Source organism: Curtobacterium phyllosphaerae (assembly GCF_049341865.1).
GTDB classification, from domain to species: Bacteria; Actinomycetota; Actinomycetes; order Actinomycetales; family Microbacteriaceae; genus Curtobacterium; species Curtobacterium phyllosphaerae.
Window position 1 is genome coordinate 165597 of record NZ_JBMPIU010000006.1, and the last position, 19279, is coordinate 184875.

Annotated in this window: 18 protein-coding genes; 4 read left to right on the forward strand and 14 right to left on the reverse strand. The window is 70.8% G+C overall.

All coding sequences use genetic code 11. The features are described from left to right. Nucleotides 1–23: 23 nt before the first annotated feature. Complete coding sequence (locus tag ACO0E0_RS12560; protein ID WP_422871770.1) at nucleotides 24–2048, forward strand: hypothetical protein; 2025 nt, start codon at nucleotides 24–26, stop codon at nucleotides 2046–2048. Nucleotides 2049–2089: 41 nt separating this feature from the next. Next, nucleotides 2090–2686 carry an ABC transporter ATP-binding protein gene (locus ACO0E0_RS12565; RefSeq protein ID WP_422871771.1) on the forward strand — a complete coding sequence of 199 codons (597 nt, stop codon included), beginning with the start codon at nucleotides 2090–2092 and terminating at the stop codon, nucleotides 2684–2686. A 101-nt stretch (nucleotides 2687–2787) separates the two neighbouring features. Here ACO0E0_RS12565 and ACO0E0_RS12570 read toward each other — a convergent pair whose 3' ends face one another. From ACO0E0_RS12570 to ACO0E0_RS12630, 13 genes are all read right to left on the reverse strand, one after another. After that, on the reverse strand, nucleotides 2788–3351 hold the full coding sequence (locus tag ACO0E0_RS12570) for a hypothetical protein (protein WP_422871772.1): 564 nt from the start codon (nucleotides 3349–3351) through the stop codon (nucleotides 2788–2790). Nucleotides 3352–3402: 51 nt separating this feature from the next. Next, nucleotides 3403–4440, reverse strand: a complete 1038-nt coding sequence (locus ACO0E0_RS12575) for a zinc-binding dehydrogenase (RefSeq protein WP_422871773.1) — start codon at nucleotides 4438–4440, stop codon at nucleotides 3403–3405. 75 nt (nucleotides 4441–4515) lie between these two features. Continuing rightward, the gene (locus ACO0E0_RS12580) at nucleotides 4516–5481 is read right to left on the reverse strand and encodes a ketopantoate reductase family protein (RefSeq protein WP_422871774.1); all 966 of its coding nucleotides are present in this window, start codon (nucleotides 5479–5481) and stop codon (nucleotides 4516–4518) included. Nucleotides 5482–5534: 53 nt separating this feature from the next. Then, a complete protein-coding gene (locus ACO0E0_RS12585) occupies nucleotides 5535–7277 on the reverse strand; it encodes a DUF885 domain-containing protein (protein WP_422871775.1) in 1743 nt (580 codons plus the stop codon). A 24-nt stretch (nucleotides 7278–7301) separates the two neighbouring features. Then, nucleotides 7302–8021, reverse strand: a complete 720-nt coding sequence (locus ACO0E0_RS12590; RefSeq protein WP_422871776.1) for an SDR family NAD(P)-dependent oxidoreductase — start codon at nucleotides 8019–8021, stop codon at nucleotides 7302–7304. Beyond that, nucleotides 8018–8980 (reverse strand): MurR/RpiR family transcriptional regulator, encoded by a 963-nt coding sequence (locus ACO0E0_RS12595; RefSeq protein WP_422871777.1) that lies wholly within the window; start codon nucleotides 8978–8980, stop codon nucleotides 8018–8020. The genes ACO0E0_RS12590 and ACO0E0_RS12595 overlap by 4 nt, the downstream gene beginning before the upstream one ends. A gap of 129 nt (nucleotides 8981–9109) precedes the next feature. Continuing rightward, the gene (locus tag ACO0E0_RS12600) at nucleotides 9110–10072 is read right to left on the reverse strand and encodes an isoaspartyl peptidase/L-asparaginase family protein (RefSeq protein WP_422871778.1); all 963 of its coding nucleotides are present in this window, start codon (nucleotides 10070–10072) and stop codon (nucleotides 9110–9112) included. A gap of 1 nt (nucleotide 10073) precedes the next feature. Further along, on the reverse strand, nucleotides 10074–10907 hold the full coding sequence (locus tag ACO0E0_RS12605; RefSeq protein ID WP_422871779.1) for a M55 family metallopeptidase: 834 nt from the start codon (nucleotides 10905–10907) through the stop codon (nucleotides 10074–10076). Beyond that, complete coding sequence (locus tag ACO0E0_RS12610; protein WP_422871780.1) at nucleotides 10904–12202, reverse strand: oligopeptide/dipeptide ABC transporter ATP-binding protein; 1299 nt, start codon at nucleotides 12200–12202, stop codon at nucleotides 10904–10906. The genes ACO0E0_RS12605 and ACO0E0_RS12610 overlap by 4 nt, the downstream gene beginning before the upstream one ends. Continuing rightward, nucleotides 12199–13218: an ABC transporter ATP-binding protein gene (locus tag ACO0E0_RS12615; protein WP_422871781.1), complete on the reverse strand. Its 1020-nt coding sequence runs from the start codon at nucleotides 13216–13218 to the stop codon at nucleotides 12199–12201. Before ACO0E0_RS12615 ends, ACO0E0_RS12610 begins: the two co-directional genes overlap by 4 nt. A 2-nt stretch (nucleotides 13219–13220) precedes the next feature. Continuing rightward, a complete protein-coding gene (locus tag ACO0E0_RS12620; protein WP_422871782.1) occupies nucleotides 13221–14105 on the reverse strand; it encodes an ABC transporter permease in 885 nt (294 codons plus the stop codon). Next, nucleotides 14102–15061: an ABC transporter permease gene (locus ACO0E0_RS12625; protein WP_422871783.1), complete on the reverse strand. Its 960-nt coding sequence runs from the start codon at nucleotides 15059–15061 to the stop codon at nucleotides 14102–14104. Before ACO0E0_RS12625 ends, ACO0E0_RS12620 begins: the two co-directional genes overlap by 4 nt. 102 nt (nucleotides 15062–15163) lie before the next feature. Next, nucleotides 15164–16729 carry an ABC transporter substrate-binding protein gene (locus ACO0E0_RS12630; protein ID WP_422871784.1) on the reverse strand — a complete coding sequence of 522 codons (1566 nt, stop codon included), beginning with the start codon at nucleotides 16727–16729 and terminating at the stop codon, nucleotides 15164–15166. A 677-nt stretch (nucleotides 16730–17406) separates the two neighbouring features. Between ACO0E0_RS12630 and ACO0E0_RS12635 the strand changes: the two genes are divergently transcribed. Next, the gene (locus ACO0E0_RS12635; protein ID WP_422871785.1) at nucleotides 17407–18021 is read left to right on the forward strand and encodes a hypothetical protein; all 615 of its coding nucleotides are present in this window, start codon (nucleotides 17407–17409) and stop codon (nucleotides 18019–18021) included. Between the two features lie 241 nt (nucleotides 18022–18262). On the opposite strand, the gene ACO0E0_RS12640 is transcribed toward ACO0E0_RS12635, so the two are convergent. Beyond that, nucleotides 18263–18673: an ester cyclase gene (locus tag ACO0E0_RS12640; RefSeq protein WP_422871786.1), complete on the reverse strand. Its 411-nt coding sequence runs from the start codon at nucleotides 18671–18673 to the stop codon at nucleotides 18263–18265. Between the two features lie 121 nt (nucleotides 18674–18794). On the opposite strand from ACO0E0_RS12640, the gene ACO0E0_RS12645 reads away from it, so the two are divergent. Then, nucleotides 18795–19238: a hypothetical protein gene (locus ACO0E0_RS12645; RefSeq protein WP_422871787.1), complete on the forward strand. Its 444-nt coding sequence runs from the start codon at nucleotides 18795–18797 to the stop codon at nucleotides 19236–19238. Nucleotides 19239–19279: the final 41 nt, after the last annotated feature.

The following is a 19279-nucleotide window of genomic DNA, read 5'->3' on the forward strand; positions in this document are numbered from 1 at the left end:
AGTCATTGCTGTCTCGGGAGATCATGAGCACACGATCGGTGCGGTTGGCGTACGTCGTTCCGCCGCTTCTGGCATTCTTCCTCGGGTTCATCGGATCGTTGAACCTCAGCGAAGCCGGACTCGTCGGCGTCCGGTCGGTGGTGACCGCCGCGAGTGGTACCGGCTCGACGTCGAACCGCGTTGTTGCGTCGTCGATGGAGCGAGTGGCGAGGGCGCACGATGCGACGATCGCGCGGGTCGTCGCTGATCGCTCCGCGCCGACGGATCGCCGTGTCGCGCTCGTCACAGGAGCACCGTCGAGCGACGGGGCAGCGTGGCTGCGGAACGGCTACCGGGAGTTCTCGCGATCGATGACGACGCGCGTACTGCCGATGTCGGCGCTCGATCGGTACGACACCACTGGGCGCTACGACGTCATCGGCGACGAGCGCGCCCGACAGGCCACGGTGGCCGCATTGACCTCGGCCGGCTTCGAGGTGACCTCCGAACGCATCGCACCCCTCGCCGTCCTCGGCATCGTCGACGGATTGCGCGGCTCCGTTGCGCTGATCGGAGCGCTCGTGCTCGGGTCGGTCACCCTCTGTCTGGCCGGGACGATCGGTGCACCACGGCGGACCGCGATCCGACGTCTGCACGGCCACGGCACAGCCGCAGTACTGCGTGACGAGCTCGGCGAGATCCGCACGGCGATCCTCGTCGTCGCGGTCGGCGCTGCAGCGAGCGCGGTACTGCTGCCGCTCTACAACGGTCTGGCAGCCTGGCCGACATTCGCGGTGTCCGTGGCAGTGCTCTCCGTCGTGTTCCTGGTGCCGGTGGTCATGGCGCACACGCTCGGCACGGTCATGGCCTGCCGGCGCCCCCTGCCAGCGACGATCCGCGGGAAGCGCCCGAACGGATCGATGCTCTTCCTCTCCCAGGTCGCACGAGTGCCAGCGATCATGTTGCTCATCGCAGCGGCGTTCGACCTCACCGGGGCGATCGCCACCGCTCGATCCGGGAACGCCGACCGCGACATCAAGGCTGCCGGCGAGGCCGTGCAGCTCTGGGTGACACCAGATGCCGGCAGCGCAGTCCAGTCGCAGGAGTTCTGGACTCCCATCGAGGCGATGACCCGCAGCGCGCTCGAACGGCACGACGCCCTGCTGTCGGCGGCCGTCGAAGTGTCCACGGGGAGCGGTGAGCGCACCGCGCCGGCACTCTTCGTCGACGTCGGGTACCTGAGCGAGCGGGACGTTCGTGCCGCCGATGGCACCAGGATCACAGCCGGACCCGACATCGCTGTCTGGACATCGCCCGATGCCGATCTGTCCCGAAGCAGGCTGCTCCGTTCGTTGACGGGATGGGAGCTGCGCGGGGCGTCGGCGCAGGCCCGTGCGCACATCGGAGGCGGAGAACTCGGACCGCGGCAGATCTACACCTACCCGGGCGATCCTTCCTCGGAGCCGTGGCTGTCCGACGTGGTGCTCGTCGTCGTCCCCGAGCCCACACAGGTGTTCACCGATGACCAACTCGGTGCATGGCTCTCCACTGGGGACATCGTCTTCTCGTCGGCCAGCACCGCGGATCGCGCTGTTCGAGACGCGAACCTGGGCGACGAGATCAGCGCGGTCGTCGCCGTGGGACAAGCCGCTGCCGAACGAGCTCGACACGCCGGCATCGCCGTGAGCACGTCGATCGCCACGGTTCTGAGCAGTGCCCTCGTCGCGGTCGTCCTGGCCCTGCTCGGCACCGCAGCCCACCGCCGTCGGAACGGTCGGCGCCTGTTCGCAGACATGGCGGCCGGACGATCTCTCGCACGCGCGAACGCCACGCTCCTGTTGCTCGAGAGCACCCTGTTCAGCGTGGCCACGGTCGTCGTCGTCAACACCTGGTGGGATCTCCGCCCGGACGGGAGCGGACGGAACTCGGTCCTCGATCCGGTCGCCCGGAGTGCAGACATCGGCGGGATGGTCGCTGCCATCGCGGTCCTGGTCATGACAGCCGCCAGCATCACCGCGATCGTGCGGTCGGCCGATCCCGTCATGAGGAATCGAGGAAACGGATCCTGATGATCACGGTACGGAACGCCGCCAAACGTCGCGGTCACCGCATGCTCTGGCGAGATCTCACCTTCCAGGTCGCCGCGGGTGAGATCCTCGCCCTGACCGGGCCGAGCGGCTCGGGGAAGTCCACGCTTCTCGACTGCCTCGGACACCTCGACGTCCTCGACGCAGGCACCATCACCATCGCCGGCACCACGGCCGGCAAGAACCTCCGCCGTGCACGCCTCCTTCGACGCGACCACCTCGGGTACCTCTTCCAGGACTTCGGTCTCGTCCCGGACATGACCGTCCAGGCCAACATCGACATCGCTCGCACCGTCGGCGGTCGGCGCCGACGTCGACAGCCCCGAACGGATGCAGTGTTGGAACGAGTCGGGCTCGCCGGGCGTGCGATGGACCGGGTGCACGATCTCAGCGGCGGCGAACAACAACGTGTCGCGCTTGCGCGCCTGCTCGTGAAACAACCGAGCGTCATCCTTGCTGACGAGCCCACCAGTGCCCTCGACCATGCCAACGCGCGACTGGTCCTCGATCATCTCGATGAACTCGCAGCCTCAGGGGCGGCCGTCGTCATCGCGACACACGACGCGGAGATCGCAGCCAGCGCAACAGACGCGATCGAGCTCGGTCACCCAGATGAGTAGACGGGTGATCGCGCCGACTCGTCATCGATGTCGGCGGGGCGCGCACGGGTCGCGATGCGGGAAGACGTCGGGCGAGAGCGGCACCGAGTCCGCCGTGGACGTCATTCCCCAGGATCCCCCTCCGGGGAGGCCTCCCGGTCGTGGACACCGTTCGCGAGCATCGACGCCGCGGTCCTCGCCCTCGGGAGCACCACGAGCAGCTGCCACACCCCGGAGCCACCCCAGATCGCGATGATCAGGACGAGGGACACGACATGACCCGTGCCGTGTCCGAGCGGCAGGCGGAACAGCTGGAGTCCGATGATGAACGCGCTGCCGATCGCCCGGGCGATCGCGGACTCCCGGCGCTGTGCCTCCAGCTCGAGCTTCGGGACCCACTCAGCTGCCGGGACGTCGCCCGGGACATGTCGGTCGCCGAGCCACCGGGTGACGGCCGCGACGGTCGAGTAGCCACCATCGGTCTGCCATCCCCAGAGCCGCACCACCACGCCCACGGCCGCACCTGCGAGCGCGGCCGCCAGTCCGATCGAGGTGAGGACGGACGGATCGCCGCCTGCGTCGACGAGGAACACGAGCACGACGGAGAAGCCGAGCCCGGCACCGAGCAGACCGGAGCCGACGAGCGCGAGCCGCCCCCGCTCGTCGATCGGGCCCACTCCGCGCATGGCTGGGACGCTACTCCGGGGCGCCGGGCTCGGTCGTGCCCGCGCGGGTGGTCAGGCGGTGAGCATCGTCTTGATCGACCGGCGCTCGTCCATCGCGCGGTACCCGTCCGCGACCTCGTCGAGCGGGAGTGTCAGGTCGAACACCGCACCGGCGTCGTAGGTCCCGGCGAGGGTGCGCTCGACCAGGTCGGGCAGGTACCGGCGGACCGGCGCGATGCCGAACCGCAGCGTCAGGTGCTGCACGAACGGCTGGAAGATGCCGAGCTGTGGGCTGGTGTGCGGGACGCCGACCGCGCCGATCGTGCCACCGACCCGCGCCATGCCGATCGACATCGCCCACGACTCCGGGGTCCCGACGGCCTCGACGACGTGCCGGACGCCGAGTCCGCCGGTGAGCTCCCGCACGGCGGCGATGCCCTCGTCACCGCGCTCGGCGATGACGTCCGTCGCACCGTACGCCCGGCCGAGTGCCGCTCGGTCCTCGTGCCGACTCATCAGGATGACGCGCTCGGCACCGAGGACGTTCCGAGCACCGAGGACCGCCGCGAGTCCGACGGCGCCGTCACCGACGACCGCGACCGTGGAGCCCTCGGTGACGTCGGCGAGGACGGCCCCGTGCAGTCCCGTCCCCGCGACGTCGCTCAGCGCGAGGAGTGACGGGTACAGGGACTCGTCCGCGCCGCCGGGCACGACCACGAGCGTCCCGTCGGCCTCGGGCACGCGGACCGCCTCGCCCTGGCCGCCGTCGGTCCCGGGCGCGCCGAACGTGCCGCCGTGCTCACAGCGGGTGTGGATGCCGTCCTGGCACGCCGGGCACGTGCCGTCGGACCACTGGAAGGGTGCGACGACGAGGTCACCGACCGCGACTGTGCGGACGTCGGCACCGATCTCCTCGACCACGCCGATGAACTCGTGCCCGAGGCGCGATCCCGGCTGGCGCTGGATGACGCCGCGCCACGACCAGAGGTCGGACCCGCAGATGCAGGACCGGAGGACGCGGACGACCGCATCGGTCACGGACTGGAGGGTCGGGTCCGGAACGTCCTCGACGGTCACGTCCCCGGCGGCTCGGTAGACGGCTGCGCGCATGGTGCTGCTCCTCGCTGATGGGTGCTGGTGGTGGTGCTGGTGTGCGTTCGTTGGTGACGGGTGTCGGCGGGCGGTTCAGGACCGCCCGGCGACGAAGTCCGCGAGCTCGTCCAGGTTCCGGACCTCGCACGTGCGGCGGCCCTCCTCGATGTCGTGGATCATCGCGACGACCCGGTCGAACACCGGCCCCTGGATGTCCTTGTGCACCTCGTCGATCTCGGTCTTCCGCTTCCGGACCATGAGGTCGCGGTAGATGCCCGAGCGGGCCTTCGCACTCCGCCGGTTGAAGGCGGCGAGGCGGTCGAGGGACCCGGGCAGGTCGTCGGGCTCGAACCCGTCGAAGGACTCGACCTGGACGGGCGACTGGTCGATCGCCTCTTGTGCGACGGCGATCATGAGGTCGCGGTACCGGGGGAGGGAGAGCGAGTCGGCGATGGTGAGGTCGGACACCGCACCGGCCCAGAGCATCGCGCCGTAGGCCTCCTTGCCCCACAGGTACCCGAGGACGTTGTCGGTCGGCAGTGCGTACGGCAGCGAGTCCGCGAGGAGTCCGACCCGCGGGGTGATCGGGCCGCCCGCGAGCTCGCCGATCCGGAACGCGGCGATGTTGCCCTGCAGGATGCGCCCGGGCTCGAGGTAGTCCGCCCCGACGTTGATGAAGCTCGCGACGACCCGCTCGGCTCCGACGGCGGTGGACAGGGTGTCCGCGGTGAGGCCGTTCTGCGTGGTGAGCACGAACCCGTCCGGCGCGAGGAGGTCGGGCAGGAGGGCGGCGGCCGATGCGGTGTGCAGGCTCTTCACGGCGACGACGGCCGCCCCGATCCCGCCGGAGCCGACTCGGGCCGCCAGCTCGTCCGGGGTGACGGCCTCGACCTGGACGGTGAACTCCTCGACCGGTCCCTCGATGTGGAGTCCGTCGTCGTTGATGGCTCTGACGTGGTCGACGTCGGCGTCGACGAGCAGGACGCCGTGCCCGGCACGGACCATGTGCGCGCCGATGGTGCCGCCGATGGCGCCGGCGCCGATGATGGTGATGTCCACGGGGTGGCTCCTCAGGGTCGGGGTGTGTCGGGCAGTCGGTGTCGCAGCGGGTCTCAGCGTGCGGCGAGGACGTCGTCCTGCCAGCGGCCGACGGCCCCGGCGAGGACGGTGAGCGGCACGGCTCCGTTGCCGAGCACCGCCCCGTGGAACGCCCGGATGTCGAAGGCGTCGCCGAGGGCCTGCTGTGCGCCGGATCGCAGCCGCAGGATCTCCCGCCGGCCGATCATGTACGCGAGCGCCTGTCCCGGCCAGGCGATGTACCGGTCGACCTCGCTCCGGACGTGCTCCTCGGTGGTGGCGGTGTTCGCGAGCATGAACTGCACGGCGCGCTCCCGGGACCAGCCCTTCGCGTGCATGCCGGTGTCGACGACGAGGCGGCAGGCCCGGACCGCGCGCATCGAGAGCATGCCGAGGCGCGAGAGGTCGTCGGAGTACAGCCCGGCGTCGTCCGCGAACTGCTCGGAGTACAGCCCCCAGCCCTCGTTGAAGCTGCAGGCCTCCACGTCGAGGTGCCGACGGTAGCGCGGGATGTCGAGTCGCTGCGCCATCGCGAGCTGCATGTGGTGCCCGGGCACGGACTCGTGGAACGTCAGGGCCTCGTACTCGTACCGGTAGTGGGTGGCCGGCGCCGACGCGTTCACGAAGAACGTGCCCGGCCGCGAACCGTCGACCGCGGGCGGCTGGTAGTAGCCGAGGGCGCTCGAGGCGGCGTCGATCTCGTTGATCGGCTCGATGACGCACACCGAGATGTCGTCCTCGGGGAAGTACCGGTCCCGCACGGACTCGGCCCGGTCGAGCGCGGTGTGCGCGACGGCCATGATCTCGTCGCTCGTGGCGAACCGGAGGGCCGGGTCCTGGCGGAGCCGATCCGCGATCGCCGCGAAGTCCCGCTCGCCGAACAGGCGCTCGCCGATCGCGGCGGCTTCGTCGCGGAGGATCTCGAGCTCGTCGAGCCCGATCTGGTGGACCTCGTCCGGCGTCAGGTCGGTCGTCGTGTGCCGTCGGACGGCGGCGGCGTAGCCCTCCGCCCCGCCCGGGACCTCGGTGATGCCGACGTGGTCGTCGTCACGAGCGGACGGGAGGATCGTGGTGCGCAGGCGGTCCGCCAGCGCTGCCATGCCGGGCCGGACCTCCTGCTCCAACAGCGACGTCGCCCGGTCGAACAGCGCTGCGACGGTCCCGTGGCCACCGCGGACCGGGTCGAGCAGGGCGTCGGCTTCGAGCGGCTGGCCGAGGTACCCGTCGAGCTGCTCGATCGCGTGCTCCACACCCATCCGCGTGGGGACGCGTCCGTCGGCGCGCTCCTCCGCGTAGCGCTCGCCGAGGGAGCGGAACATCGCGCCGAGGCCACCGAGTCGGGAGAGGTACCGGTCGGCGGCGTCCGGGTCCGCGACGGTCATCGTCGGGACGGCCTGGAACACGAGCCCCTGTCGGCTGACGTACCCCTTGGCGGACACGTTCGCGGCCCAGAGCGCGTGGTGCGCGTCCTCGGCGGCACCGCGGGCGAGAGCGACGAGGACGTCGCGGTCGACCTGTCGTGTCGCGTCGAGCTCGGCCTCTGGCAGCGCAGCGGCCTCGTCGGCGATGGCCCCGAGCGCCGCGGCGGCACGGTCGCTCGCCGCGCGCGAGGGGTCGCCGGCGAGCCCGTCGAACTCCGCGATGCCGAGCAGCGTCGCGTTGTACGGGTCGTAGGTGTGCTCGGCGACGAAGTACTCTTCGCCGAGCTCCGCGAGCCGGGCGGCAGCGGCAGTCGTCGTCGGGCCGGTGGCGTCCGTCGTGGCGTCAGGGTTCGTCATGGTGTCTCCCGGGGGTGTCGGTCATCAGAAGAGTGCGGTCCCGCCGTCGATGGAGAGCGTCTGTCCGCTCACCCATCCGGCATCGGGGGCGACGAAGAACGACACCCCGCGGGCGATGTCGGCGGCGGTCCCGGTGCGTCGGACAGCGATCCGCTCGACGAGTGCCCGCTGACCGTCGGGGCCGTAGGAGTCCCACTGCGCCTGGGTCGTCGGGTTCGACAGGACGAACCCGGGCGCGATGCAGTTCACCGTGATCCCGTGCTGTCCGAGCTCGTGCGCCATCTGCCGGGTGAAGCCGATCTGCGCTGCCTTCGACGCCGTGTACGCCTGGATGCCGGTGAGGCTGACGCTCCGGCCGGCACCCGAGGCGATCATCACGATCCGGCCGTACCCACGCTGTTTCATCACCCGGGCGGCGGCGCGGGTGCAGTTCCGCGTCGTCGTGAGGTTCGCGGCGAACACGGCGTCCCAGGCGTCGTCGGTCAGCTCGTCGATCGGGGTGTGCGTCTGCCCGACGACCCCACCGGCCACGTTGACCAGGACGTCGACCGGGCCGATCCGTGCGAACCACGCCTCGGTGTCGGCGGTGACGCTGAGGTCGACGTCGTCGCGGTCGACCCGGTGCACCGTTGCGCCGTCCGACTGGAGCCGGTCCGCGATCGCGGAGCCGATGCCCTGCGCCGCACCGGTGACGACCGCGACCTGCCCGGCGAGTGCTGCCCCGGGACTCCGGTCCGTGGTCATGACGCGCTCCCCACCGGAGCCAATGTGTGTGCATCGAGTGTTCCGGCACCGACCTCGCGCGGCCCGGTGCCGGTGCCGGATCCGCCCTGGTCCGGGTCGGAGCCGTCGGCGGACGCCGGTCTCGAGGCGCGGGTGATCCGTACCGAGTCCTCCCACTGTCGCATCCGGTCGAGGCCCCGCTGCCCGGTGGCGCGGAGCACACCCTCGACCAGCGCTTCGATCAGGACGAGCAGTGGTGTCATCGAGTCGAACGGGATGCCGTCGACCATGACCGGCAGGACGACGTCGGCGTGCTCCACGACCGGCGACAGCGACGTGTCGGTGATGAGCACGACGGTCGCGCCCTGCCGTTTCGCGGCGGCGGCGGCCTGCTGCGCGACGAGCTCATGGCGACGGAAGTCCATGATCACGGCGACACCGCCACGGCCCAGCCGGAGGAACGTGCCGACGTCGTGGCCGAGTGGTTCCGCGACGAAGTCCACGTTCGGCAGGATCTGGTCGAGCTGCCCCGCGAGCACCATCGCGAAGTACCGGCTGAAGTACCCGCCGAGCAGTGCGACGTGCTTCGGGCGGTCGGCGAGGACGGCGACGGCGCGGTCGAACTCGCTCGGCGGCACGCTCGTCGCGAGCGATCCGACGAGCGCGATCCGGTCGGCGATGGCGCGGCCGAGCGTGCTGCCGTCGCCGTGCGCGATGCCTGCCTGCGATCGGCGCAGCGGGCTGTTCAGGTGGTCGGCGATCTCGTAGCGGATCCGCGTCTGGAACTCCGGGTAGCTGCCGAAGCCCAGGCGACTGGCGAGCCGCAGCACGGTCGGCGTGCTCGTCCCGGCGGTGCGTGCGAGGCTCGCCGCGCTCTCGAGTCCCGCGCCCGGCCACGCTGCCAGGAGTGCCCGCGCGACCTTGCGCTCGGCCGGACTCAGCTCGTCCATCCGCGCGAAGATCTCGTCGTTGATCGGCATGGGTTCCTCCTGGAGGTCGGTGGGTCGGTCGCAGTTCGAGAGCTTTCCAGGTCTCGGTCCCCGCGGGGCAGCGATCCGCCCCGCCTGTGGAGAACGGCAGCGGCCTGGCAGCTGTGGACGAGTGACCGCTCAGGTCCGGAGCACGAGCCCGCTGCCGTCGTGGAACGCCGCGAACATCGTCGGGGAGTTGTGTGCGACGACGACCCGGCCGTCCGCCGAGACGGCCACGAGTCCGCCGCTGGCATGCTCGGCGGTGAGCTCCTCGGCGATCGTGGCGGTGACGGCGTCCGCGAGCCCGGCGTCGAGGTACCGCATCCGCGCGACGATGTCGTAGGACACGACCCCGCGGATGAACGCCTCGCCCTCACCGGTGCAGGACACCGCGGCCTGTCCGTCCATCGCGTACGTCCCCGCACCGATCACGGGGGAGTCGCCGACCCGGCCGTCCTCCTGGTTCGCCATGCCGCCGGTCGAGGTGGCCGCCGCGACGGACCCGGAGGCGTCCCGAGCGACCGCACCGACCGTGCCGTGCCGCGGTGCGACGAGACCGTCGCCGAGGATCCGGGCGAGCTGTGCCCGTCGGGCCTCGGTCACGAAGTAGTCCTGCTCCGCCGTCGCGAGCCCCCACGAGTCGACGAGCGCCCGCGTCGGGTGCACGAGGAAGAGGTGCGCGGACCGCTCCATGACGGCGCGGGCGAGCATGATCGGGTTCCGGGCGTGCCGGGAGGCGGCGATCGCCCCCGCCAGGCCGGTCGCGCCGTCCATCACGGAGGCATCGTGCTCCGCGTCGCCGTCCGTCGTGAGCGCGGCACCACGGCCGGCGTTGAACAGCGGGTCGTCCTCGAGCTGTTCGACCGCAGCGCACACCGCGTCGAGGGCCGTGCCGCCGCCGCCGAGCACCGCGGCTCCGGCGTCCCAGGCGCGGGTGAGCCCGGCCTCGAACGCCTCACGTTCCTCGGCCGCGAGCTCCTGGATCCGGCCGCCGGCACCGCCGTGCAGCGCGAGGGACCAGTCCCCGATCGGCGGGACCTCGAACAGGACGGTGTCCCGCGGCGGTGCGATCGACTCCTCGCCGGGCCCGGGCTGCCCCATCTCAGCGACCCCCGGCCTGACGGGTGATGTAGTTCACGGCGACGAACCGGGTGAACACGGACAGCAGGTCGTCGCCGGAGATGGCGACGGTCCGGTCGGCGATCCGGTCGACCCCGCCGACCCAGGTCGCGACGTCGGCCATGTCGGCGGTCTGCACGTCGAGTTCGAGGGTCGCGGTGCCGTCGATCGGCCGGTCGCGCATCGAGCCGACGCGCGACACTGCGGTCGAGGCGGCTGAACGGATCCGCCGGCAGGACTCCGTCGGGTGCAGGTTGTCGGCGCTCGCGCGGGTGATCGACGTCTTCGTGAGCACGTGCTCGGCGTCGGGGGCGAAGGGCTCCGTCTCGTCCCAGGTGACCTCGTCGCCGGTGACGAGGGCGATCGGCACGCCGAAGTGCGACGTGACGAGGGCGTTGATCCCGCTCTCGCCGACCCAGGTCCCGTTGACGCGCGCCCCCGAGAACACCTGCGGGTTGTAGGTGTGCGACATCGTGGACGGTGCTCCGGAGATCGAGCCGTGGTAGCCGATCAGGAACGCGCCGTCGACCGACTCGTCGAGCCCCTGCATCATGTACAGCGGCTTGTGGCGGCCGGTGACCATCCGCACCTTGTCCGGGTGCACGACGAGCCGCGGGTCGAGGTTCGACATCGTGCTGTGCGAGTCGTTCAGCAGCACCTCGGTCGCACCGCCGGCGACGGCACCCTCGATCGCGGCGTTCACCTCGTCGAGGAGCAGCGCACAGCCGAGCGGGTAGGCGGGACTCCCGGGGCGGCACTGGTCCCAGTCGACGATGCCGGCCACGCCCTCCATGTCGTACGAGATCCAGATCTTCATGCGCGGCCTTCTTCCTGGTGGTGCGGTGCGCCCGCGGCGGGGTCGAGGAGCACGTCCTCGTGGGTCAGGGCGGGGTCGTCGAGCTCGATCGCCGGCTCGCGGAGTGGGTCGACGTCGCCGAGTTCGTCGGACCGGATGCAGGCGGCGACGTGCGCGCCGGGGCCGAGCGCGGAGGTCGCGACCGACGAGGCGGACGCGGCCGTTCCTCCCGTCCGATCACCAGCAGACGGCTGACCGTCGGGCGACGGCCGCCGCCCCAGCACCAGCGGCACCGCCGCGAGCGACGGGTCGGTCGACCGGCACGCGTCCACCGCGTACGGGCACCGCGGGTGGAACCGGCAGCCGGTCGGGATGTCGAACGGACTCGGCGGGTCGCCCTGCAGCGCGAGCCGCGCGTTGACGCTCTCCGCCCCCATCCGCGGGATCGAGTCGATGAGCGCCCGCGTGTACGGGTGCCGGGGGTTCCGGAACAGCTCCTCGGTGTCCGCGACCTCGACGATCCGCCCGAGGTACATCACGGCGACCCGGTCGCTGAGGTGCTGCACCACGGCGAGGTTGTGGGCCACGAACAGGATGCTCAGCCCCAGCGTCCGACGGAGCTCTGCGAACAGCTCGAGGATCGTCGCCTGCACCGACACGTCGAGCGCCGACACGGGTTCGTCCGCGATGAGGACCTCCGGCCGGACGGCGATGGCACGGGCGATCGCGATGCGCTGCCGCTGCCCACCGGAGAACTGGCTCGGGTAGGCGTCGAGTGCGTCCTCCTCGAGGCCGACGAGGTTGAGGATCCGGATGCTCTCGGCACGCACCTCGTTCCGCGGCACGATCTTGTGGAGCAGCAGGAGTTCTCGGAGCATCGACCCGACCGAGATCCGCGGGTTCAGAGACGAGTAGGGGTCCTGGAACACCATCTGGATGCGGCGCGCGGCCTCGCGGTCGCGGCGCGCCGGCACGGGCGACCCGTCGGCGTCGAGGCTGCCGGTCGATGCGGGGACGCTCCCGACGAGGATCTTCGCGAGCGTCGACTTGCCCGATCCGGATTCCCCGACGAGGGCGAGGATCTCGCCCTTCCGGAGCTCCAGGTCGACCCCGTCGAGCGCGGTGAGGGCCGTGCGGCCCGCCTTCCGGACCCGGTCGATGACGGTGGTGGGGAGTTGGTAGCGCTTCGTCACGCCGATGGCCTGGAGGACCGGGGCGGCTCCGTCGGTCGGCCTGCGATCCCGCAGGGCGGTCGCGCCGGTACCCCCGCTGGTCGCCTCGGTGCTGGACGGCTCGGTGCTGGACGGCTCGGTCATGCGACGGCCTCCTTCGCGAGCTCGTGCGTGCGGATGCAGGCAGCGGTGCGGCCGGGGCCGACGTCCTCCTGCGGCGGCATCGCCGTGGTGCACTCCTCGATCGCGAAGCGGCAGCGCGGAGCGAACGGGCAGCCGGACGGGCGCGCGGCGAGGTTCGGCGGGAACCCGGGGATCGGGACGAGCTCGCGGTCCGGGTCGTCGAAGTCCGGCGCCGACTCGAGGAGACCGCGGGTGTATGGGTGCCGCGGGTCCCGGAAGACCTCCTTGACGGGCCCCGCCTCGACCCGGTGCCCGGCGTACATCACCGCGAGGTCGGTGCACGTCTGGTTCACCACCGCGAGGTCGTGCGTGACGAACGCGAGCGCGGTGCCGGTCTCCTCGCAGAGCTCCTCGATGAGCTGGAGCACCTGGTGCTGCACCGTGACGTCGAGCGCGGTGGTCGGTTCGTCGCAGAGCAGCAGGCGGGGCGAGCACGACAGCGCCATCGCGATCATGACGCGCTGGCGGAGGCCACCGGAGAGCTCGTGCGGGTAGGCCTTGAGCCGACGTGCGGGGTCGGGGATGCCGGTGCGGCGCATCATCTCGACGGCGACGTCCATCGCGTCCGCGCGGGAGAGCCCGAGGTACCGCCTGGGGCCCTCCGCGATCTGGTCACCGACGCGGATGACCGGGTTGAGCGCGGTCATCGGCTCCTGGAACACCATCGCGATCTGCGGGCCCATGAGCCGGCGTCGCGCGTGGACGGACATGGTGGCGAGGTCCTGGCCGGCGTACCGGATGGCACCCGACAGCACCTCGACGCCCTTCGGCAGGAGCCCGGCGATCGCGCGGAGCGTCAGGGACTTGCCGGAGCCGGACTCGCCGACGATGCCGAACCGCTGACCGGCCGCGATCGTGAACGACAGGTCCTCGACGATCCGGACGTCCTGCTGACCGCGGCGACGGATGCCGATGGTCAGGGAGTCGACCTCGAGCAGCGGGGTCTGGGCGTTGGTGCTGGTGGTCGTGTCGTCCACGGTCACTTCCTCCGGTCCGGGCTGAGCAGGTCGCTGATGCCGTCGCCGAGCCACGACAGACCGAGGCTCGTGACGACCACGACGAGTCCGGGGATCGTCGTCTGCTGCCACTGGGTGGTGATGAACTCCTGGCCGTCGACGATCATCGAGCCCCACTCGGCGGTCGGCGGCTCGATGCCGAGCCCGAGGTACCCGAGGGTGACGATCGCCATGATGTCCATCACGATGTCGCTCATCGCGTAGATCACGGCCTGGGACATCACGTTCGGGGCGATGTGCCGGACGAGGAGGCGCGAGTGCGACATCCCGCCGAGCCGTGCCGCGACGACGTAGTCCTGTTGGCGGGCGACGATCACCTCGCCGCGGACGATCTTGGCGTACGAGACCCAGGACACGGCGGCGATCGCCAGGTAGATGCTCGTCTCGCCGGCGCCGAGCACGAAGACCAGGACGATCACCATGATGTAGAAGGGGAACGCGAAGAACACGTCGACGATGCGCATCAGGATCGTGTCGACGATGCCCCCGACGTACCCGGCGATCGCACCGACGATGCTCCCGACGACGAACGGGATGAGCACCGCGAGGAACCCGACCCGGAGGTCGACCCGGGCGCCCCAGATGAGGCGGGAGAGGACGTCTCGGCCGTACTTGTCGGTGCCGAGCCAGTGCGCCGCGCTCGGCGACTCGAGGGCCTGCTGCAGATGCTGCTCGATCGGGTCGTACGGGGCGATGACCGGGGCGAGGACCGCGACGAGCACGAGCAGGCCGGTGATCACGATGCCCGCCATGAGGGACCCGTTGCGGTACCAGGCGCGGAGTGACCGGCTCTTCGACGCACGGCGGCGTTGCTTGAACCCGACGAGGGCGGCGGTGGGGGTCGTCATGCGGTTGCGCCTCCAGCGAGGTCGACCCGGGGGTCGAGGAGCGTGTAGACGACGTCGGTGAGGATGCCGACCACGACGACGAAGATCGCGACGAAGAGCGTCACGCCCTGGATCGTCGGGAAGTCGCGGGCGAAGATCGCGTTCACCATGAGCGAGCCGAGCCCGGGGAGCGCGAACACCTTCTCGATGACGAGCGAGCCGCCGACGAGGTACCCGAGATTGACGCCGATGATCGACACCGTCGGGATCGCGGCGTTCCGGAGCACGTGGTCGCGGAACAGTGGGAACCCGTACGCCCCCTTCGACTTGGCGGTCCCGACGTACTCCGACTCGAGCACGCCGATCATCGAGGCCCGGAGGCTGCGGATGATGGTCGGGGACATCGCGATCGCGAGCGTCAGGGCCGGCAGGAACAGGAAGTAGAGGTGCTCGCCCGCGCCGTCGCCGTAGCCGCCGACGGGGAACGCCCGGACGGTGACGCCGAGCAGCAGGATGAGCATGATGCCGACCCAGAACTGCGGCATGCCCTGGCCGAGGAGGGTGAAGCCGCGGGCGACGAGGTCACGGCCGCCGTTCGGTCGGGTCGCGGCCATCGCGGCGAGCGGGATGCTGATGACCAGGGACATGAGCAGCGCGAGCCCGAGCAGCGACAGTGTGACCGGGACGGCCTGCATGACGAGCTGCCCGACGGGGAGCTGGTACGTGAGGCTCGTGCCGAGGTCGCCGTGCAGGATCTGTCCGAGGAACCGGAGGTACTGCTCCCAGAGCGGCTGGTCCAGGCCGAGCTGCTTCGTGAGGGCTGCGACGCTCGCCTTCGTCGCGCGTTCGCCGAGGAGCGCGAGGGCGGCGTTCCCGGGGAGCAGGTGCGACAGGAAGAACACGATGATCGTGACGCCGAACGCGACCGGGATCGCCTGGACGAGTCGACCGGGGATGAACCGGAGCCGATGGATCATGACGGCCTTTCGGGGCTCGCGAGCAGATGGAGCAGGGTGGGACGGTGGGGCCCGGCAGGAGGACCGGACCCCACCGGGTCTCGGGAGGAGGCGGTGCCGCCGCTACTTGGACTTCGAGACGTCCTCGAGCTGGTAGTTGCCGAGCGGGGTGACGTGGAAGCCGGACACCTCGTCCGTCGTCGCGAACACGTACGGCGAGTAGTAGAGGTAGGCGAGGAACGCGTCGTCGCCCGTCTTCTGCTGCAGCTCGGAGTACAGCTCCTGACGCTTCGAGGGGTCGGTCTCCTGCTGCGCCTGCCGGTTGATCGCGATGACCTCCGGGTTGTCGTAGTGCGTGAAGGCCGAGTCGGAACCGCCGTCGGGGTCGACCGCGAACGAGGTCCACTCGTCGGGGTCCGGGATGTCCATCGTCCAGGCGGACCATGCCATGTCGAAGTCCCCGGCCAGTCGCGCCTGCTTGTTCGCGGTCGGGTCGAGCTGCTTGATCTTCATCGTGATGCCGATCTTCTGCAGTTCGGACTGCATGATCTGCGAGATCGACGTCTGGTTCGGGTCACCCGACCGGATGAGCAGCGTCGTCGTGAACCCGTTCGGCTGCGAGGACTTCGCGAGCTCGGCCTTGGCCTTCGACACGTCGTAGGTCGGGCCGTCCGCGTTCTTGTCGTAGTACGGGGTGCCGGGGGAGAGCAGCGAGTTCGCCGCCGTGCCGTTGCCGAACAGGACCGCCTTGACCATGGCCTTGCGGTCGATCGCGTAGGCGATCGCCCGGCGGATGTGCACGTCGTCGAACGGCTTCCGGGTCTGGTTGAAGGCGATGTAGTCGAGCTGCGTCGAGTCGAACGTCTCGGCCTTGACGCCCGACGCGGACTTCAGCGACGCGAGGCTCGACCAGTCCGGGGTGTCGTCGATGTCGACCTGTCCGCCCTGGACCTGGAGCTTCCGGGTGTTCGCGTCCGGGACGACGGTCCACTTGACCCCGTCGAGGTACGGCTTGCCGGACTGCCAGTAGTCGTCGTTCTTCGTGAGGGACAGCGACTGCCCCTTCTTCCAGGAGCCCCAGACGAACGGGCCGGTGCCGACCGGGTGCGTGTAGAACTCCTCCTTCGACTCGCCGCCGTAGTTCGCCGGGACGATGCCGTTGCTGAACAGGGACAGGTCCGCGATGAGCGGTGCCCACGCGTACTTGAGCTTGATGTCGACGGTGTCGTCGTCGACCACGGAGACGGTGTCGATCGCGGCGTTGATGTAGCCCCAGCCGGACGACCCGGTCGCGGTGTCGGCGTCGATCGAGAACTTGACGTCCTTGGCGGTCATCGGGTCGCCGTTGGAGAACTTCACGCCCTTGCGGAGGTGGATCGTGTAGTCCTTCTTGTCGCTCGAGATGTCGTAGCTCGTCGCGAGCCACGGCGTGAGCTTCTTGCCGTCGGCGCTGACGTTGAACAACGGCTCCATGATCTGCTGCTGCACGTGGATGGAGTTGTTGTCGAACGTCGTGGTGTTGTCCATCGAGATGATGTCGGCCGACCGTGCCATCGTCAGCGTGCCGCCCTTGGGGTGCGCGCCGGAGGACGTGTCGGAGCCGGCACTCGCGCCGTTGCTGCAGCCGGCGAGGACCAGGGCTGCCGCAGCGGTCACCGCGGCCACGGCGATCCGGTTCCGTTGTCTCATGGTTGCCTCTTCACTTCCGTGCACCGATCGGGTGCGTCGTCGTCGAACTCGGGGAGGTGCTGTACAGAAGATTACAGTAAGGCTAATTCATCCCCCGATTGTTACGTTTGGAAGAAGATGACGAAGAACGTCGCGGGACCGCTCCGCGCGCGATGGAGGCGGCCGGGAGGCTCGACCGCGTGATGCTCGGACCGCACCTCCGCGGTCAGCGGCTCGCGAGCGTGCGCTCCGCATCGGCGGACGGGGCGGATGCGGCCGGGCGGATGCGGACGAGGCGGCTGCGGTCGAGCGGATGCGGGCAAGGCGGATGCGGGCGAGCGGTGGCGACGAGGAGGCTGCTGACGGATCCGACCGACCGGCCGCGCGTGACGCCCGTGCTCGTGCTCCGCATGACGCCCGTTATCGTGCTCCGCGCGACGCCCGTGTCGCGCTGACGTGTGCAGGGGCAGATCCCAGGGAAGACCCGCCCCCGGTGATCGACGCTACTGGCCCTCCTGAGCGTCCGTCATGTCGGCACTTCGACCCACAGCCGCGACGTTCCCGCCGACCGTGGTGCCACCGAGCCGACCGTGCAGTCGTGCCCCGTCTCCGCGAGGAGCACCGGGCACGACTGCACGGTCGGCGGATCGCACCGCGCGGACTCGCAGACCGCAGCGAGGTGCGGAGTAGGCAGGAGCATGCAGTTCTACGCGACCACGCCCTCCCGACGGATCCGACAGGTGCTGGCGGACGTTGTCGCCATCGTCGTCATCGTGCTCGCGATCGTCCTCGGGACCGCCGTCGGCAGGTCGATCGCCGCCCTCGGCGCGGTGGGCGTCCGGATGGAGTCCGCCGGATCGGGGTTCCAGTCCACCATGTCCGACGCGGCGAAGCGTCTGGCGGACATCCCGTTCGGCGGGCAGGCGCTCGGTGCACCGTTCCGGAAGGCGAGTGACGCCGCTGCCGGACTCGCGGCCGCGGGACGGGACCAGCAGGCGGCCGCCGAGCACACGGCGCTCCTCGTCGGACTAGTCATCACGGTCCTGCCGAGCCTCGTCGTCCTCGCACTGTGGGCGTTCGGCCGAGGCGGCTTCATCCGGCGCGCGGCGGCGATCCGGGCATTGCTCAGGACGCCGCTCGGGGAGGAGGCGCTCGCGGCGCGAGCCCTCGCGCACGCTGATGCCCGAGCGCTCCGGGACATGGACCCGTCGATCGTGGAACGGTGGCGGGCCGGGGACCCGGAGGCGGTGTCGACCCTCGCCGGCATCGCCGTCCGGCGGGCGGGCGTGCCGGAGCGGCTCCTCCCGCGCTGAGCGGCTCGGACCGCCCTGCTCCGCGGGTCGCCGCCCTGCCCTCCGAGCCGCCGCCCTGCGCCCACTCGCCGCCGCCCTGCACCGACCGTGCAGTTGTGCCGCGTGTCCGAGCCGGGGACGCGGCACTGTTGCCCTCTCGGCGGAGCGCGCGCGGCGGAGTGCGCTCGGCGTGAGGGCGCACGGAGCCGGGCGCACGGAGCCGGGCGCCCCGAACCCGGCGCCCGCCCCGCGCCAGCCCGCCCTAGATGAGGCCGAGCTGCTGGAGGATCCCGAGCTGGTCGGTGGAACCCCAGCGGTCGACCGCCCGGCCGTCCCGGTAGCCGATCACCTGCACGTTCCGCACCGTGAACCGCTTGCCCGTCGGCGCGTGCCCCATGAACTCACCGGTGTGCGTGCCGGAGAGGTCCATCACGGTGACGATCTTCGTCGGGGTCGCGATCGTCTCGATGACGTCGCGCTCGAGGTCGGAGAACGACTCGCCGAACCGCTCCCAGAACCACGCGATGCCGCTGCCGTCGGACGGCTGCCCGGGTGCCGGGTCGTGGTCGGTGAAGTCCGGGTCGAACCGGTCCTCGAGTGGTGCGTCCTGGTCGCGCATGCGGTCCCGTGCGTCGAGGGTGGCCTGGCCGCCCTCGGTGATCTCGGTCGCCATCCGATGTTCCTTCCCGGGCCCGGTGTCTCCGTGCCCACATCCGTTCGTACGCCGTTCGTCCAGTCGACCTGCGCGAGACTGGAACGTCCACAGGAAACGCACCACCTGCACAGAAGGTCACATGCTCCACCTCAGCTCCACCACACGTTCCACCTCCACGAAGGCCGTCAGCGCCGGTGTCACCGTGCTCGCGGCGGCCGCACTCCTCTCCGGATGCGCGACCGGTCCGAGCGGTTCCTCCGCCACCGGTCCGGCGTCGGCGTCCTCGACCTCCACCCCGTCCTCGGCAGCGCAGGAGCTCCCGGCGAACTTCCCGAAGGCGGTCCCCCTCGTCGACGGCGACGTCATCGTGGCCCGCGGCGACGCCGACAACGGCTGGAGCGCCACCATCTCCCCGGACACCAAGGGCGGCTTCGCACGTGCTGCCGCAGCGCTCGAGAAGGCCGGGTTCACCAAGAGCGACGGCGGCTCGGGGACGCAGGCGACCTACACCGACGCCGACTACTCGGTGAGCATCAGCACGCCGGGCACCTCGGTCTCGTACCTCATCTCCACGACGCACTGACGGCCCGCCGCACTGACGGCCCGCGCCGCGCTGACGGCGCC

What these genes read in the sequence shown, in the direction of transcription:
- ACO0E0_RS12600 (WP_422871778.1), bottom strand. Translation starts at nt 10,072, where the DNA reads ATGGGGCAGCCCGGGCCCGGCGAGGAGTCGATCGCACCGCCGCGGGAC.
- ACO0E0_RS12595 (WP_422871777.1), bottom strand. Translation starts at nt 8,980, where the DNA reads ATGCCGATCAACGACGAGATCTTCGCGCGGATGGACGAGCTGAGTCCG.
- ACO0E0_RS12640 (WP_422871786.1), bottom strand. Translation starts at nt 18,673, where the DNA reads ATGGCGACCGAGATCACCGAGGGCGGCCAGGCCACCCTCGACGCACGG.
- ACO0E0_RS12645 (WP_422871787.1), top strand. Translation starts at nt 18,795, where the DNA reads ATGCTCCACCTCAGCTCCACCACACGTTCCACCTCCACGAAGGCCGTC.
- ACO0E0_RS12610 (WP_422871780.1), bottom strand. Translation starts at nt 12,202, where the DNA reads ATGACCGAGCCGTCCAGCACCGAGCCGTCCAGCACCGAGGCGACCAGC.
- ACO0E0_RS12585 (WP_422871775.1), bottom strand. Translation starts at nt 7,277, where the DNA reads ATGACGAACCCTGACGCCACGACGGACGCCACCGGCCCGACGACGACT.
- ACO0E0_RS12575 (WP_422871773.1), bottom strand. Translation starts at nt 4,440, where the DNA reads ATGCGCGCAGCCGTCTACCGAGCCGCCGGGGACGTGACCGTCGAGGAC.
- ACO0E0_RS12620 (WP_422871782.1), bottom strand. Translation starts at nt 14,105, where the DNA reads ATGACGACCCCCACCGCCGCCCTCGTCGGGTTCAAGCAACGCCGCCGT.
- ACO0E0_RS12560 (WP_422871770.1), top strand. Translation starts at nt 24, where the DNA reads ATGAGCACACGATCGGTGCGGTTGGCGTACGTCGTTCCGCCGCTTCTG.
- ACO0E0_RS12565 (WP_422871771.1), top strand. Translation starts at nt 2,090, where the DNA reads ATGCTCTGGCGAGATCTCACCTTCCAGGTCGCCGCGGGTGAGATCCTC.
- ACO0E0_RS12630 (WP_422871784.1), bottom strand. Translation starts at nt 16,729, where the DNA reads ATGAGACAACGGAACCGGATCGCCGTGGCCGCGGTGACCGCTGCGGCA.
- ACO0E0_RS12625 (WP_422871783.1), bottom strand. Translation starts at nt 15,061, where the DNA reads ATGATCCATCGGCTCCGGTTCATCCCCGGTCGACTCGTCCAGGCGATC.
- ACO0E0_RS12635 (WP_422871785.1), top strand. Translation starts at nt 17,407, where the DNA reads ATGCAGTTCTACGCGACCACGCCCTCCCGACGGATCCGACAGGTGCTG.
- ACO0E0_RS12570 (WP_422871772.1), bottom strand. Translation starts at nt 3,351, where the DNA reads ATGCGCGGAGTGGGCCCGATCGACGAGCGGGGGCGGCTCGCGCTCGTC.
- ACO0E0_RS12605 (WP_422871779.1), bottom strand. Translation starts at nt 10,907, where the DNA reads ATGAAGATCTGGATCTCGTACGACATGGAGGGCGTGGCCGGCATCGTC.
- ACO0E0_RS12590 (WP_422871776.1), bottom strand. Translation starts at nt 8,021, where the DNA reads ATGACCACGGACCGGAGTCCCGGGGCAGCACTCGCCGGGCAGGTCGCG.